Annotated in this window: 21 protein-coding genes; 19 read left to right on the top strand and 2 right to left on the bottom strand. The window is 68.8% G+C overall.

Going from position 1 to position 13,094, the window contains the following annotated elements:
- The first annotated feature begins 61 nt into the window (after positions 1-61).
- Positions 62-271: a DUF397 domain-containing protein gene (locus tag ACIQMX_RS04050; protein ID WP_402474766.1), complete on the top strand. Its 210-nt coding sequence runs from the start codon at positions 62-64 to the stop codon at positions 269-271.
- A 4-nt stretch (positions 272-275) separates the two neighbouring features.
- Here the strand turns inward: ACIQMX_RS04050 and ACIQMX_RS04045 are convergent, their stop codons facing one another.
- A complete protein-coding gene (locus ACIQMX_RS04045; RefSeq protein ID WP_363067023.1) occupies positions 276-2,450 on the bottom strand; it encodes a poly(A) polymerase in 2,175 nt (724 codons plus the stop codon).
- Entirely contained in the window at positions 2,450-4,189 is a 1,740-nt protein-coding gene (locus ACIQMX_RS04040; protein WP_402474763.1) for an RNA ligase family protein, read from the bottom strand. The genes ACIQMX_RS04045 and ACIQMX_RS04040 overlap by 1 nt, the downstream gene beginning before the upstream one ends.
- A gap of 505 nt (positions 4,190-4,694) precedes the next feature.
- Here ACIQMX_RS04040 and rpsJ point away from each other — a divergent pair.
- The 18 genes from rpsJ (at position 4,695) to rplR (ending at position 13,086) form a co-directional block, all read left to right on the top strand.
- On the top strand, positions 4,695-5,003 hold the full coding sequence (gene rpsJ / locus ACIQMX_RS04035; protein WP_003948644.1) for a 30S ribosomal protein S10: 309 nt from the start codon (positions 4,695-4,697) through the stop codon (positions 5,001-5,003).
- 14 nt (positions 5,004-5,017) lie between these two features.
- Complete coding sequence (rplC, locus tag ACIQMX_RS04030) at positions 5,018-5,662, top strand: 50S ribosomal protein L3 (RefSeq protein WP_136328436.1); 645 nt, start codon at positions 5,018-5,020, stop codon at positions 5,660-5,662.
- Between the two features lie 4 nt (positions 5,663-5,666).
- Positions 5,667-6,317: a 50S ribosomal protein L4 gene (gene rplD / locus ACIQMX_RS04025; RefSeq protein ID WP_363067025.1), complete on the top strand. Its 651-nt coding sequence runs from the start codon at positions 5,667-5,669 to the stop codon at positions 6,315-6,317.
- Positions 6,317-6,640 (top strand): 50S ribosomal protein L23, encoded by a 324-nt coding sequence (rplW, locus tag ACIQMX_RS04020; protein ID WP_014154589.1) that lies wholly within the window; start codon positions 6,317-6,319, stop codon positions 6,638-6,640. Before rplD ends, rplW begins: the two co-directional genes overlap by 1 nt.
- A gap of 39 nt (positions 6,641-6,679) precedes the next feature.
- Positions 6,680-7,516, top strand: coding sequence for a 50S ribosomal protein L2 (gene rplB / locus ACIQMX_RS04015; protein ID WP_024494973.1), 837 nt, complete (start codon positions 6,680-6,682; stop codon positions 7,514-7,516).
- 12 nt (positions 7,517-7,528) lie between these two features.
- Positions 7,529-7,810 (top strand): 30S ribosomal protein S19, encoded by a 282-nt coding sequence (rpsS, locus tag ACIQMX_RS04010; protein ID WP_015610726.1) that lies wholly within the window; start codon positions 7,529-7,531, stop codon positions 7,808-7,810.
- Positions 7,811-7,852: 42 nt separating this feature from the next.
- Entirely contained in the window at positions 7,853-8,200 is a 348-nt protein-coding gene (gene rplV / locus ACIQMX_RS04005; protein WP_026290933.1) for a 50S ribosomal protein L22, read from the top strand.
- A complete protein-coding gene (gene rpsC / locus ACIQMX_RS04000; RefSeq protein WP_148020233.1) occupies positions 8,200-9,036 on the top strand; it encodes a 30S ribosomal protein S3 in 837 nt (278 codons plus the stop codon). The genes rplV and rpsC overlap by 1 nt, the downstream gene beginning before the upstream one ends.
- Positions 9,037-9,041: 5 nt before the next feature.
- Complete coding sequence (gene rplP / locus ACIQMX_RS03995; protein ID WP_003966953.1) at positions 9,042-9,461, top strand: 50S ribosomal protein L16; 420 nt, start codon at positions 9,042-9,044, stop codon at positions 9,459-9,461.
- A complete protein-coding gene (rpmC, locus tag ACIQMX_RS03990) occupies positions 9,461-9,685 on the top strand; it encodes a 50S ribosomal protein L29 (RefSeq protein WP_024494976.1) in 225 nt (74 codons plus the stop codon). Before rplP ends, rpmC begins: the two co-directional genes overlap by 1 nt.
- On the top strand, positions 9,685-9,969 hold the full coding sequence (gene rpsQ / locus ACIQMX_RS03985) for a 30S ribosomal protein S17 (protein ID WP_073786784.1): 285 nt from the start codon (positions 9,685-9,687) through the stop codon (positions 9,967-9,969). The genes rpmC and rpsQ overlap by 1 nt, the downstream gene beginning before the upstream one ends.
- A gap of 107 nt (positions 9,970-10,076) precedes the next feature.
- On the top strand, positions 10,077-10,445 hold the full coding sequence (rplN, locus tag ACIQMX_RS03980) for a 50S ribosomal protein L14 (RefSeq protein ID WP_003966950.1): 369 nt from the start codon (positions 10,077-10,079) through the stop codon (positions 10,443-10,445).
- 2 nt (positions 10,446-10,447) lie between these two features.
- Positions 10,448-10,771, top strand: coding sequence for a 50S ribosomal protein L24 (gene rplX, locus ACIQMX_RS03975; protein ID WP_018550616.1), 324 nt, complete (start codon positions 10,448-10,450; stop codon positions 10,769-10,771).
- Positions 10,771-11,328: a 50S ribosomal protein L5 gene (gene rplE / locus ACIQMX_RS03970; protein ID WP_402474755.1), complete on the top strand. Its 558-nt coding sequence runs from the start codon at positions 10,771-10,773 to the stop codon at positions 11,326-11,328. Before rplX ends, rplE begins: the two co-directional genes overlap by 1 nt.
- Positions 11,329-11,330: 2 nt before the next feature.
- Complete coding sequence (locus tag ACIQMX_RS03965; RefSeq protein WP_003948630.1) at positions 11,331-11,516, top strand: type Z 30S ribosomal protein S14; 186 nt, start codon at positions 11,331-11,333, stop codon at positions 11,514-11,516.
- 224 nt (positions 11,517-11,740) lie between these two features.
- Positions 11,741-12,139 (top strand): 30S ribosomal protein S8, encoded by a 399-nt coding sequence (gene rpsH / locus ACIQMX_RS03960; RefSeq protein ID WP_018519291.1) that lies wholly within the window; start codon positions 11,741-11,743, stop codon positions 12,137-12,139.
- A 21-nt stretch (positions 12,140-12,160) separates the two neighbouring features.
- Entirely contained in the window at positions 12,161-12,700 is a 540-nt protein-coding gene (gene rplF, locus ACIQMX_RS03955) for a 50S ribosomal protein L6 (protein WP_148020235.1), read from the top strand.
- Between the two features lie 2 nt (positions 12,701-12,702).
- A complete protein-coding gene (rplR, locus tag ACIQMX_RS03950; RefSeq protein WP_018550612.1) occupies positions 12,703-13,086 on the top strand; it encodes a 50S ribosomal protein L18 in 384 nt (127 codons plus the stop codon).
- Positions 13,087-13,094 lie beyond the last annotated feature (8 nt).

Here is a 13,094-nt window from a genome sequence, read left to right as displayed (position 1 = left end):
GGGCCCAGGCTCTCGCGCCACGGGAGTCACTGGCCTTCATCGAGCAACTGCTGGGAGAGACATGATGCGCGAGACCTCTGCCGGGGACGCTTCCGAGCTGGAGTGGTTCAAGAGCAGTTACAGCAGCAGCAGTGAAGGGGACTCCTGCGTCGAGGTCGCGACAGCCCTCTGCGCGACGCACGTGCGCGACTCCAAGAACCTCTCCGGGCCACAGCTCGCCTTCGGCGACGACGCATGGACACGCTTCGTCCCGTACGCCGCCGGACGCTGACTCCCTATATACGTACGGGCGCCAACGACGCGTCCCGGATTCCCCGCAGCACCTCCGCCCCGATCTCCGCCAGCCGCGCCCCGTCCGGCGGTGTCGCGCCGAGTCCGATCGCGTACCCCGTGCGGCCGTCGGCCGTCACCGGGCGCGGCCAGACGCGGCAGTCGGCGGCGCCCGCCTCGGCGAGGGCGGCGGCCAGTGCCAGGAGCCTGCCGCGCAGCCGGCCCTCGTCGGCGCCGCCCGGGGGTACGGAGGCCAGTGCCCAGGAGGAGTGCAGGTCGGCCATGCGCGGCGGCGCGCACAGCAGCGGACGCGGGTCGGTGCCGTCCTCCGCCGCCTCCAGGACCTCCCAGGCCCGGTACAACTCGGCGGTCAGGAGATCGCGGCCCGCGACGGAGACCTGCGTGGTGCAGGAACGCACCGGAGCCGTCGGCGTCAGCACCGTGACAGGGTCACCCGTGGCCGCCGCCCCGCCCACCGTCTCGTCCCAGTCCCACGCCGCCCAGGTCGCGAAGAAGTGCCGGAGCAGCGCGAGCGGCGGCAGGCCGCCGGCCTCATGGGCGGTACGCGCGGCGAGTACGGCCCAGGCGAGGCCCGGCAGTCCGCCGCAGGGCGCGGAGTCGAGGCCCCTCGCCGCCGCCCACGCCTTGACGTCCCGGGCGAGAGCGGCGAAGGCCTCCCGGCAGGGATCCGCCGCCACGAGTACCGCATCGGCGTCGGTCACCGCGCTCAGCGCGACGGCCGCCGCGTCGCCCAGCTCGGAGCGGCGGGCGACCGCCTCGGCGGGGGAGAGGGGCCCGGTCGCCACGGTGACCAGGTCGACCCGGAGGCCGTCGAGCCGCCAGCGCAGGCCCGGCACCCGGGCGCCGGACACCTCGCGCAGGTCGCGGGCCTCCGGGAAGGCGGCCGTCAGCCGTGAGTGCACCCCCGACGGTTCCGAGGCGCCGGGCAGGGCCGCGACCAGGTCGAGGTCCGCGCCGGGCAGCGCGCAGCCCATGCGCCGGGAGCCGACGACGTGGACGCGGGCGCCGGGGAGGGCGGCGGCGACCCGGTCCGCCACTCCTTCGGTCGCCATGGGCGGAGGCGGGCCCAGCTCCACCCGTACCCCGTAGTGATCGGAGACGTACAGACCCTCCGGGCCGGGGACCTCGCCGGTCAGGGCCGCCGACCGGGCGCGCAGCCGTTCCGTGCGCAGCAGGATCCTGTCCAGCCGGGAGACGCGGCCGGAGAGGGAGGAGACGGCGGCCAGGGGGTTCACGGACGGGTCGAAGGTCGGGGTGCGGTCGGCGGGGCCGTGCACCTCGGTCCAGGCATCCGTCATCGCCAGGCGGTTCTGCGGATGGTCGCCGCCGTCGTTGAAGTCGCCGACGAGCAGGAGCTCGCCGTCGATCGCCGCCAACCCCGTCGCCAGATCGGCCAGCTCGGTGTCGCGGCGGGAGGCTCCTTCGGGGGAGTGGTCGCTGCTGAGGTGGGTCACGGCCACCGTGACGGGGCCCTCGGCCGTCTCGACGACGGCGGCGGCCACCGCCTTGTGCGGGCCGAGCACGTGCAGGGCCGCCTCGCTCACCGGCAGCCGGCTGAGCAGCAGGAGGCCGCAGTCGGGTACGTCGTGGTTCGCCGGGTCGGTGGCGAGGACGTATCCGTCCCGTATCCAGTCGCAGGACAGCAGCAGTTCCAGCAGCGCGGGCTCCGTCTCCTGGAGCGCGATGACGTCCGCGTCCGCCGCGCGCAGGGCGTCGAGCAGGAGCGGGCGGCGGCGGGCGGTGTCGATGCGGTCGCTGTCGTAGCGGTCCCAGAGCGTGTTCCAGGTGAGCACCGTCAGCGAACCGGCCGGGCCGCCCGGGGGCCGGCCGGGCGACGGCTCCCAGGTGCCCGTGGAAGGGGAGAATGCGTGCGGGACGCGGGAGGTGAAGCAGGGGGACGGGAGGCGGCGCGGGCTGCGCACCCGGCCCGCGTCCGTCGCGTCGATCCGGTCCGTGCCCGAGGACCGGTCCCACACCACTTCGCCGTCCGCCTCGAAGAACAGCACCCGGTGCCAGGGGATGTCGCCGCCGGGCGTGAACCGCTCCAGCGGCACCCGCTTGGGGTCCCGGCCGCGCTGGGCGACGCCCAGGACGAAGCGTGCCGGGTCGAAGCGGGCGTCCCAGCGGACCCGGTGGTAGATCTCCTCGCTCGTACGCATCAGGTCCGGTCCTCCACGGTTCCGCTCGTGCCGATGTACCAGGTGCGGTGGGCCTGGCCGGGGTACGGGGGTACGAAGCGGCGCAGCTGGGCGGCCAGGACATCCGGGGGCACGGGGTGGCTGCGCCGGGCGTTGCGCGCGGTGAGTTCGTCCGCGCCGATCCAGGCCACGGCGTGGGTGACCAGGGCGTCCCTGCGCCGGGCGACCGTGTGGATCAGGGAGCGCTGGCGCGGGTTGAGCGAGGTGGCGTCCCAGACCACGGTCGCGCCGGGGACGAGGGCGGCGTCGAGGCGCTCCAGCCCCTCGCGCAGGACGTCCGCGTTGCCGCTCTGGTCGGCGCGCGATCCGCGGGACTCGCGCAGGTCGTCGAGCGAGAGATACGTGGCGATGCCCGGCAGACCGCGGCCGAACGTGCTCTTGCCGCTGCCGGAGGGGCCGGCCAGGTGGATCAGGCGCGGGAAGTCGCCGGACCGCCACCGCCAGGTCGCGGCGAGCGCCTCCTCCGCGGTGCTGACGCGGCCCAGCGCGTACGCCTCGCGGGCCTGCGCCAGGCAGCGGGCGGCGGTCTCCGGCTCCAGGCCGGCGAAGGCCTCGGACAGGCCGGACGGTTCCGCCACGTCCGCCGCGTGCAGCGCCGACCACTCCACCTGCTCACGGGCCTCGGGCGTCTCGGCCAGGGCCCCGGCCAGCGCGTGCAGGACCGGCAGGCCGGCGGCGAGCGCCATCCGGGCCAGGCCGCCGTGGCGCTCGTCGTCCGGGTAGGGGCGGTGCAGGGAGGGGTACAGGCCGACCAGGTCCGCGACGCGCCGGGCGAGCGGCATCCCGAGCGGTCCGGCGAGCGCCGGGGCGAGTGCGGCCCGGCGGGTGCGGTGCAGCAGGGCGGCGAGCACCCCGGCCAGCCGGTCGTCGCCGGTGCTGCCCCGTGCGTCCAGGGCGTCGGCCGTCGCGAGGGCGGCCGGTGCGTCGCCGGGTCCGGTGCCGCCCGCGGCGCCGGAGAGCGCCGCGGGGTGCGCCGGGGCGCTCTCCGGCGCGCCACCCGTCCCGGCGGCGACCGCCGCGGCGAGCGCCGCCGGGTCCACCGGGGCGCCCGAGCGCACGGCCCACAGGGCGGCGGCCGGGCCGAGCCCGTTCTCCACCACCGCCGCGTGCATCCAGTGGGTGTCCGTCGTCACATGGCCCGGCCGCACCCACTTCGCCACCCGCCGCTTGAACGCCGCGGCCGGGAAGGTCTCGGCGGGCCGGACGACGTACCCCTCCTGCCGCTCCGTGTCCGGTCTCAGCGCGCGCAGCGCCTTCTCGGCCCGGGCGTCGAACACGCCGCGCCACAGCACGGGCGGCGTCGGGACGCCCAGGTCACGCAGGAAGTCCACGGTCAGGTCCCAGTCCAGGCAGACCTCGCCGTCCCAGACGGAGAAGCCGTAGAAGTGGCTCGCCAGGTCCTCGTACGGGATCGAATGGCGGGCGAACATGTTCTCGCCGCAGATCCGCCACCCCGCCGGGATGCGCGGGCCGATGCGGCCCTGGAGAGCCTTGACGCGGCCGCGGGAGGGATGGTGCGCAGAGTCGAGGGAGCGGGCGTGCAGCCCGTCCGCGTACAGCGTGGTGTTCTCGCCGTCCAGCTTCTCGGTGACCACGACCTCGGAGCCGGTCAGCCCGGCGAGGTCGGTCAGACGCACGTCGTCCGAGGTGGCCCCGGGTGACCAGGGCAGATGCGGGGTCCGTGGATAGTGCGTACGCATGTTCTGTGCCCCCGTGAGTCGCCGTCCCGGCCGGTCACACTAGGGGCGGGGGCCTGTGGCGCTCGACCCAATATCGCGGCAGGGAGGACGGGCCGGTCCTCACGATTCGTGCCCGCGTTTGACCACGGTGGCGCGGGGGGTAAGATCCTCCGCCCGATTGGCCAGGCTCGTGCCCCGTATGGCACACTGACCAGGTTGCTCGGTTGAGTGTCAATGCTGCGCGCCTCCCGCCGGGAGGACCGGAAGCGAGTCCCACAGTACTCGTCGGCCCTGTAAGGGCCGGACGTACGGGAATCTTTCGGGAAGCGTATGTGTGGCACCGGCCAGGCGCCCGGTGGGGTTTCACCCCCGGCAGCGCGGTCTCAGGCCCGCACCCCCTTGGTTGGGATCTCCTTCGGGAGATTTTCGTAGAGGGGATGCGACACGCCCGACCGCGTGGGTCGGAGGCGGAGTTACTAGAACCCCGGGTTCCAGAGCGTTACGAGAGACAGGACTACTAGTAGCCATGGCGGGACAGAAGATCCGCATCCGGCTCAAGGCCTACGACCACGAGGTCATCGACTCCTCGGCGAAGAAGATCGTCGAGACGGTGACCCGCACTGGTGCGTCGGTCGCGGGCCCGGTGCCGCTGCCCACTGAGAAGAACGTGTACTGCGTCATCAAGTCGCCGCACAAGTACAAGGACTCTCGCGAGCACTTCGAGATGCGCACGCACAAGCGCCTCATCGACATTCTCGACCCCACGCCGAAGACGGTTGACTCGCTGATGCGCCTCGACCTTCCGGCTGGCGTCGACATCGAGATCAAGCTCTGAGGGGACGGGCCGAGATGAGCAAGAACATCAAGGGCGTCCTGGGCGAGAAGCTCGGTATGACCCAGGTCTGGGACGAGAACAACCGGGTTGTCCCGGTGACCGTCGTCAAGGCCGGTCCGTGCGTCGTGACGCAGGTTCGTACGAACGACAGCGACGGCTACGAGTCGGTCCAGATCGCCTTCGGCGAGATCGACCCGCGCAAGGTGAACAAGCCCCTCAAGGGTCACTTCGCCAAGGCCGACGTGACTCCGCGCCGCCACCTGGTGGAGCTCCGCACCCCTGACGCCAGCGAGTACACGCTGGGCCAGGAGATCACCGCCCAGGTGTTCGAGTCCGGCGTCAAGGTTGACGTCACGGGCAAGAGCAAGGGCAAGGGCTTCGCCGGTGTCATGAAGCGTCACAACTTCAAGGGCCTCGGCGCCGGCCACGGCGTCCAGCGCAAGCACCGTTCCCCGGGTTCGATCGGTGGCTGCGCCACCCCTGGGCGTGTCTTCAAGGGCATGCGCATGGCCGGTCGTATGGGTAACGAGCGCGTCACCACCCAGAACCTGACCATCCACGCGGTTGACGCGGAGAAGGGTCTGCTCCTCATCAAGGGCGCGGTCCCCGGTCCGAACGGCGGCCTCGTCCTGGTCCGTACCGCGGCCAAGGGGGCTTGAGGTAATGAGCACCATTGACATCCTTTCGCCGGCAGGCGACAAGGCCGGTACCGTCGAGCTCCCCTCGGAGATCTTCGACGCGAAGACCAGCGTTCCGCTGATCCACCAGGTCGTCGTCGCACAGCTGGCTGCTGCCCGTCAGGGCACGCACAAGACCAAGACCCGCGGCGAAGTCCGTGGTGGTGGGCGCAAGCCGTACCGCCAGAAGGGCACCGGCCGCGCCCGTCAGGGCTCGACCCGCGCGCCGCAGTTCGTCGGCGGTGGCGTCGTCCACGGCCCGCAGCCGCGTGACTACTCGCAGCGCACCCCCAAGAAGATGAAGGCCGCCGCCCTGCGCGGTGCCCTCTCCGACCGGGCGCGTCACTCCCGCATCCACGTCGTCACCGGCGTGGTCGAGGGTGGAGTCTCCACGAAGGCCGCCAAGTCGCTGTTCGGCAAGATCTCGGAGCGCAAGAACGTGCTCCTGGTCGTCGACCGCAACGACGAGGCCGCGTGGCTCTCCGCACGCAACCTGCCCCAGGTGCACATCCTGGAGCCGGGCCAGCTGAACACGTACGACGTGATCGTCTCTGACGACGTGGTCTTCACCCAGGCCGCCTTCGAGTCCTTCGTGTCTGGCCCCCAGACCGCTGAGACCGAAGGGAGCGACGCCTGATGAGCGAGGCGACCGTTACCAGCAAGACCTACTCCGACCCGCGTGACGTTCTCGTCAAGCCGGTTGTTTCGGAGAAGAGCTACGCGCTGCTCGACGAGAACAAGTACACGTTCATCGTCGCGCCCGGCTCCAACAAGACCCAGATCAAGCAGGCCGTGGAAGCGGTCTTCTCGGTCAAGGTCACCGGGGTCAACACGATCAACCGTCAGGGTAAGCGCAAGCGCACCAAGACCGGTTTCGGCAAGCGCGCTGACACCAAGCGCGCCATCGTGACCCTCGCTGAGGGCGACCGTATCGACATCTTCGGCGGCCCGACCTCCTAACGGAGGTCGAGTCGTCCGGAATCGGACGAGGACTGAGAAATGGGTATCCGCAAGTACAAGCCGACGACCCCGGGCCGTCGTGGCTCCAGCGTCGCCGACTTTGTCGAGATCACGCGGTCCACGCCGGAGAAGTCGCTGGTCCGCCCCCTGCACAGCAAGGGCGGCCGTAACAACACCGGTCGTGTGACCGTTCGCCACCAGGGTGGTGGCCACAAGCGCGCCTACCGCGTGATCGACTTCCGTCGTCACGACAAGGACGGCGTGCCGGCCAAGGTCGCGCACATCGAGTACGACCCGAACCGCACCGCGCGCATCGCGCTCCTGCACTACGCGGACGGCGAGAAGCGCTACATCATCGCGCCGCGTGGCCTGGGTCAGGGCGACCGTGTCGAGAACGGCCCGGCCGCCGACATCAAGCCCGGCAACAACCTGGCGCTGCGCAACATCCCGGTCGGTACGACCATCCACGCCATCGAGCTGCGGCCCGGCGGCGGCGCGAAGTTCGCCCGTTCCGCGGGTGCCTCCGTGCAGCTGCTGGCGAAGGAGGGCACCATGGCCCACCTTCGTATGCCGTCGGGTGAGATCCGCCTGGTCGACGCCCGCTGCCGCGCCACGATCGGTGAGGTCGGCAACGCCGAGCAGTCGAACATCAACTGGGGCAAGGCCGGCCGTATGCGCTGGAAGGGCGTTCGCCCGTCCGTCCGCGGTGTCGCGATGAACCCGGTTGACCACCCGCACGGTGGTGGTGAAGGCAAGACCTCCGGTGGACGTCACCCGGTCTCGCCGTGGGGTCAGAAGGAGGGTCGTACTCGCTCGCCGAAGAAGGCATCGAGCAAGTACATCGTCCGCCGCCGCAAGACGAACAAGAAGCGCTAGGAGCGGGTTTAGATGCCGCGCAGTCTCAAGAAGGGGCCCTTCGTCGACGGCCACCTCGTCAAGAAGGTGGATGTCCAGAACGAAGCTGGCACCAAGAACGTCATCAAGACCTGGTCCCGTCGCTCGATGATCATCCCGGCCATGCTGGGTCACACCATCGCGGTGCACAACGGCAAGATTCACGTCCCGGTGTTCGTCACCGAGTCGATGGTCGGCCACAAGCTCGGCGAGTTCTCGCCGACTCGCACCTTCCGCGGCCACGTCAAGGACGACCGGAAGTCGAAGCGCCGCTAGCGCGGGGTGGAAACGACTATGACTCACACCGAAGGGACAACCATGGAAGCCAGGGCCCAGGCGCGGTACATCCGCGTCACGCCCATGAAGGCCCGCCGAGTGGTGGACCTCATCCGTGGCATGGATGCCACGGAGGCTCAGGCGGTCCTGCGTTTCGCCCCGCAGGCCGCGAGCGTGCCGGTTGGCAAGGTGCTTGACAGCGCCATCGCCAACGCTGCACACAACTACGACCACCCTGACGCCTCTTCGCTGGTCATCAGCGAGGCGTACGTGGACGAGGGCCCGACCCTGAAGCGGTTCCGTCCGCGTGCTCAGGGCCGTGCCTACCGGATCCGTAAGCGGACCAGCCACATCACCGTGGTCGTCAGCAGCAAGGAAGGAACCCGGTAATGGGCCAGAAGGTAAACCCGCACGGGTTCCGGCTCGGCATTACCACGGACTTCAAGTCCCGTTGGTACGCCGACAAGCTGTACAAGGACTACGTCAAGGAAGACGTCGCCATTCGTCGCATGATGACGAAGGGCATGGAGCGAGCCGGCATCTCGAAGGTTGAGATCGAGCGCACCCGCGACCGCGTCCGCGTTGACATCCACACCGCCCGCCCGGGCATCGTCATCGGCCGCCGCGGCGCCGAGGCCGACCGCATCCGTGGCGAGCTGGAGAAGCTGACCGGCAAGCAGGTCCAGCTGAACATCCTCGAGGTCAAGAACCCCGAGGTTGACGCTCAGCTGGTGGCCCAGGCCGTCGCCGAGCAGCTCTCCTCCCGCGTCTCCTTCCGTCGCGCCATGCGTAAGAGCATGCAGAGCTCGATGAAGGCCGGCGCCAAGGGCATCAAGATCCAGTGCGGCGGTCGCCTCGGCGGCGCCGAGATGTCCCGCTCGGAGTTCTACCGCGAGGGCCGCGTGCCCCTGCACACCCTCCGTGCGAACGTTGACTACGGCTTCTTCGAGGCCAAGACGACCTTCGGCCGCATCGGCGTGAAGGTCTGGATCTACAAGGGCGACGTCAAGAACATCGCCGAGGTCCGCGCCGAGAACGCTGCTGCCCGTGCGGGCAACCGCCCGGCCCGTGGCGGCGCTGACCGTCCGGCCGGCCGCGGTGGCCGTGGTGGCGAGCGTGGCGGTCGCGGCCGTAAGCCGCAGCAGTCGGCTCCGGCCGCCGAGGCCCCCAAGGCCGAGGCGTCCGCCGCTGCTCCGGCTGCTGAGAGCACCGGAACGGAGGCCTGACCGAAATGCTGATCCCCCGTAGGGTCAAGCACCGCAAGCAGCACCACCCGAAGCGCAGCGGTATGTCCAAGGGTGGCACGCAGGTTGCGTTCGGCGAGTACGGCATCCAGGCGCTGACCCCGGCGTACGTGACGAACCGTCAGATCGAGTCCGCTCGTATCGCGATGACCCGTCACATCAAGCGTGGCGGCAAGGTCTGGATCAACATCTACCCGGACCGTCCCCTGACGAAGAAGCCTGCCGAGACCCGCATGGGTTCCGGTAAGGGTTCTCCCGAGTGGTGGATCGCGAACGTCAAGCCGGGCCGGGTGATGTTCGAGCTGTCCTACCCGAACGAGAAGATTGCTCGTGAGGCGCTCACCCGCGCTGCTCACAAGCTTCCGATGAAGTGCCGGATTGTTCGGCGCGAGGCAGGTGAGTCGTGATGTCGGCCGGTACCAAGACGTCCGAGCTGCGCGAGCTGGGCAACGAGGAGCTCCTCAACAAGCTCCGCGAGGCCAAGGAAGAGCTGTTCAACCTCCGCTTCCAGGCGGCGACCGGACAGCTCGAGAACCACGGCCGGCTCAAGTCCGTCCGTAAGGACATCGCCCGGATCTACACCCTGATGCGTGAGCGCGAGCTCGGCATCGAGACGGTGGAGAGCGTCTGATGAGCGAGAAGACTGTGACTGAGACGAACACCGACCGCGGTTTCCGCAAGACCCGTGAGGGTCTCGTCGTCAGCGACAAGATGGACAAGACCGTCGTCGTCGCTGTCGAGGACCGCGTCAAGCACGCGCTGTACGGCAAGGTCATCCGCCGTACGAACAAGCTCAAGGCTCACGACGAGCAGAACGCCGCCGGCGTCGGCGACCGTGTCCTCCTCATGGAGACCCGGCCGCTGTCCGCCACGAAGCGGTGGCGCATCGTCGAGATCCTCGAGAAGGCCAAGTAATTCCTGAGGGGCTTCCCCTTCAGGCAGGTTCCGCCAGGCTCGGCGGGGGCCCGTTCCGGTAACGGAGCGGCCCCCGCCGGGAACCGGCAGACGATCAGGAGATAGACGTGATCCAGCAGGAGTCGCGACTGCGCGTCGCCGACAACACGGGTGCGAAGGAAATTCTCACCATCCGTGTTCTCGGTGGCTCGGGTCGCCGCTACGCGGGCATCGGTGACGTCATCGTCGCCACCGTCAAGGACGCGATCCCCGGTGGCAACGTGAAGAAGGGTGACGTCGTCAAGGCCGTCATCGTTCGCACCGTCAAGGAGCGTCGTCGTCAGGATGGCTCGTACATCCGCTTCGACGAGAACGCCGCCGTCATTCTGAAGAACGACGGCGACCCCCGCGGCACCCGTATCTTCGGCCCGGTGGGCCGTGAGCTGCGCGAGAAGAAGTTCATGAAGATCATCTCGCTCGCGCCGGAGGTGCTGTAAGCATGAAGATCAAGAAGGGCGACCTGGTTCAGGTCATCACCGGTAAGGACAAGGGCAAGCAGGGCAAGGTCATCGTTGCCTACCCTGCTCAGGACCGCGTCCTCGTCGAGGGTGTCAACCGGGTCAAGAAGCACACCAAGGCCGGTCAGACCGCTCGCGGTTCCCAGACCGGTGGCATTGTGACGACCGAGGCCCCCGTCCACGTCAGCAACGTGCAGCTGGTTGTTGAGAAGGACGGCAACAAGGTCGTTACTCGCGTCGGCTACCGCTTTGACGACGAGGGCAACAAGATCCGCGTTGCCAAGCGCACCGGTGAGGACATCTGATGACTACCACCACTGCGCCGCGTCTCAAGACGCGCTACCGCGAGGAAATCGTCGGCAAGCTGCGTGAGGAGTTCTCCTACGAGAACGTCATGCAGGTTCCCGGTCTGGTCAAGATCGTGGTCAACATGGGTGTGGGCGACGCCGCCCGCGACTCCAAGCTGATCGATGGCGCCGTGCGCGACCTCACCACGATCACCGGTCAGAAGCCGGCCGTCACCAAGGCCCGCAAGTCGATCGCGCAGTTCAAGCTGCGCGAGGGGCAGCCGATCGGCTGCCACGTCACCCTCCGTGGTGACCGCATGTGGGAGTTCCTGGACCGTACGCTGTCGCTCGCGCTTCCGCGTATCCGTGACTTCCGTGGCCTGTCGCCGAAGCAGTTCGACGGCCGTGGCAACTACACCTTCGGTCTCACGGAGCAGGTCATGTTCCACGAGATCGACCAGGACAAGATCGACCGGGTCCGGGGCATGGACATCACCGTGGTCACCACGGCGACCAATGACGACGAGGGTCGTGCCCTCCTTCGTCACCTCGGCTTCCCGTTCAAGGAGAACTGACCGTGGCGAAGAAGGCTCTGATCGCTAAGGCCGCCCGTAAGCCGAAGTTCGGCGTCCGGGGTTACACCCGGTGCCAGCGCTGCGGCCGGCCCCACTCCGTCTACCGCAAGTTCGGCCTGTGCCGCGTGTGCCTTCGTGAGATGGCTCACCGTGGCGAGCTGCCGGGCGTGACCAAGAGCTCCTGGTAATTCTCCTTCGCCCCTTGGGCGTTGGGAATCACCGGAGACTCTCGGTAAGCATCTGGTCGGCAGGAGCCCGGCCTCACATGCCGTAGGCTTGTGGGGTTGGGCGCCTGCCGCCCAAGACCGACTTACTACGCCGTAGGTCCCCGCACCGCACCCGTCCTGCCTCTGAGTGGGGAGAGGGATGGCGCATACAGGAAACCCCGGCGAGAGAGGCCGAAGGCCAACTCATGACCATGACTGATCCCATCGCAGACATGCTCACGCGTCTGCGTAACGCGAACTCGGCGTATCACGACGACGTCACGATGCCGCACAGCAAGATCAAGTCGCACATCGCGGAGATCCTCCAGCAGGAGGGCTTCATCACGGGCTGGAAGGTCGAGGACGCCGAGGTTGGCAAGAACCTCGTCCTCGAGCTGAAGTTCGGCCCGAACCGCGAGCGCTCGATCGCCGGCATCAAGCGAATCTCGAAGCCGGGTCTGCGTGTATACGCAAAGTCCACCAATCTGCCGAAGGTTCTCGGCGGCCTGGGCGTGGCGATCATCTCCACGTCCCACGGTCTCCTGACCGGCCAGCAGGCCAGCAAGAAGGGCGTAGGTGGGGAAGTCCTCGCCTACGTCTGGTAGTCGGGAACGGAGGAATAGCTCATGTCGCGAATCGGCAAGCTCCCCATCCAGGTTCCCGCCGGTGTGGACGTCACCATCGATGGCCGCACGGTCGCGGTGAAGGGGCCCAAGGGCACCCTCTCGCACACCGTCGCGTCGCCGATCGAGGTCACCAAGGGTGAGGACGGCGTCCTGAACGTCGCCCGCCCGAACGACGAGCGTCAGAACAAGGCCCTTCACGGCCTGTCCCGCACGCTGGTGGCGAACATGATCACCGGCGTGACCACGGGATACATCAAGGCGCTCGAGATCAGTGGTGTCGGTTACCGCGTCCAGGCGAAGGGCTCCAACCTGGAGTTCGCCCTGGGCTACAGCCACCCGATCCTGATCGAGGCCCCGGAGGGCATCACCTTCAAGGTGGAGTCCCCCACGAAGTTCACCGTCGAGGGCATCGACAAGCAGAAGGTCGGCGAGACCGCGGCCAAGATCCGCAAGCTGCGGAAGCCTGACCCGTACAAGGCCAAGGGCGTCAAGTACGCCGGCGAGGTCATCCGCCGCAAGGTCGGAAAGGCTGGTAAGTAGCGATGGCATACGGCGTAAAGATCGCCAAGGGCGACGCGTACAAGCGTGCCGCTCTCAAGCGTCGCCACATCCGCGTCCGCAAGCACATCTCCGGTTCGCCGGAGCGTCCGCGCTTGGTTGTGACGCGTTCCAACCGCCACATGGTGGCTCAGGTCATCGACGACATCGCGGGCCACACGCTCGCGTCGGCGTCGACCCTGGACGTCTCCATCCGTGGTGGCGAGGGCGACAAGAGCAGCCAGGCCAAGCAGGTCGGCGCCCTGGTCGCCGAGCGTGCCAAGGCCGCAGGCGTCGAGGCCGTCGTGTTTGACCGCGGTGGTAACCAGTACGCCGGGCGGATTGCCGCTCTGGCTGACGCCGCCCGTGAAGCCGGGCTGAAGTTCTAAGCCCCGGT

The organism is Streptomyces sp. NPDC091416, assembly GCF_044756845.1.
Lineage (GTDB): Bacteria > Actinomycetota > Actinomycetes > Streptomycetales > Streptomycetaceae > Streptomyces.
The sequence above is the reverse complement of the archived record's forward strand: the minus strand, read 5'-3'. Positions and strand labels throughout refer to the sequence as shown.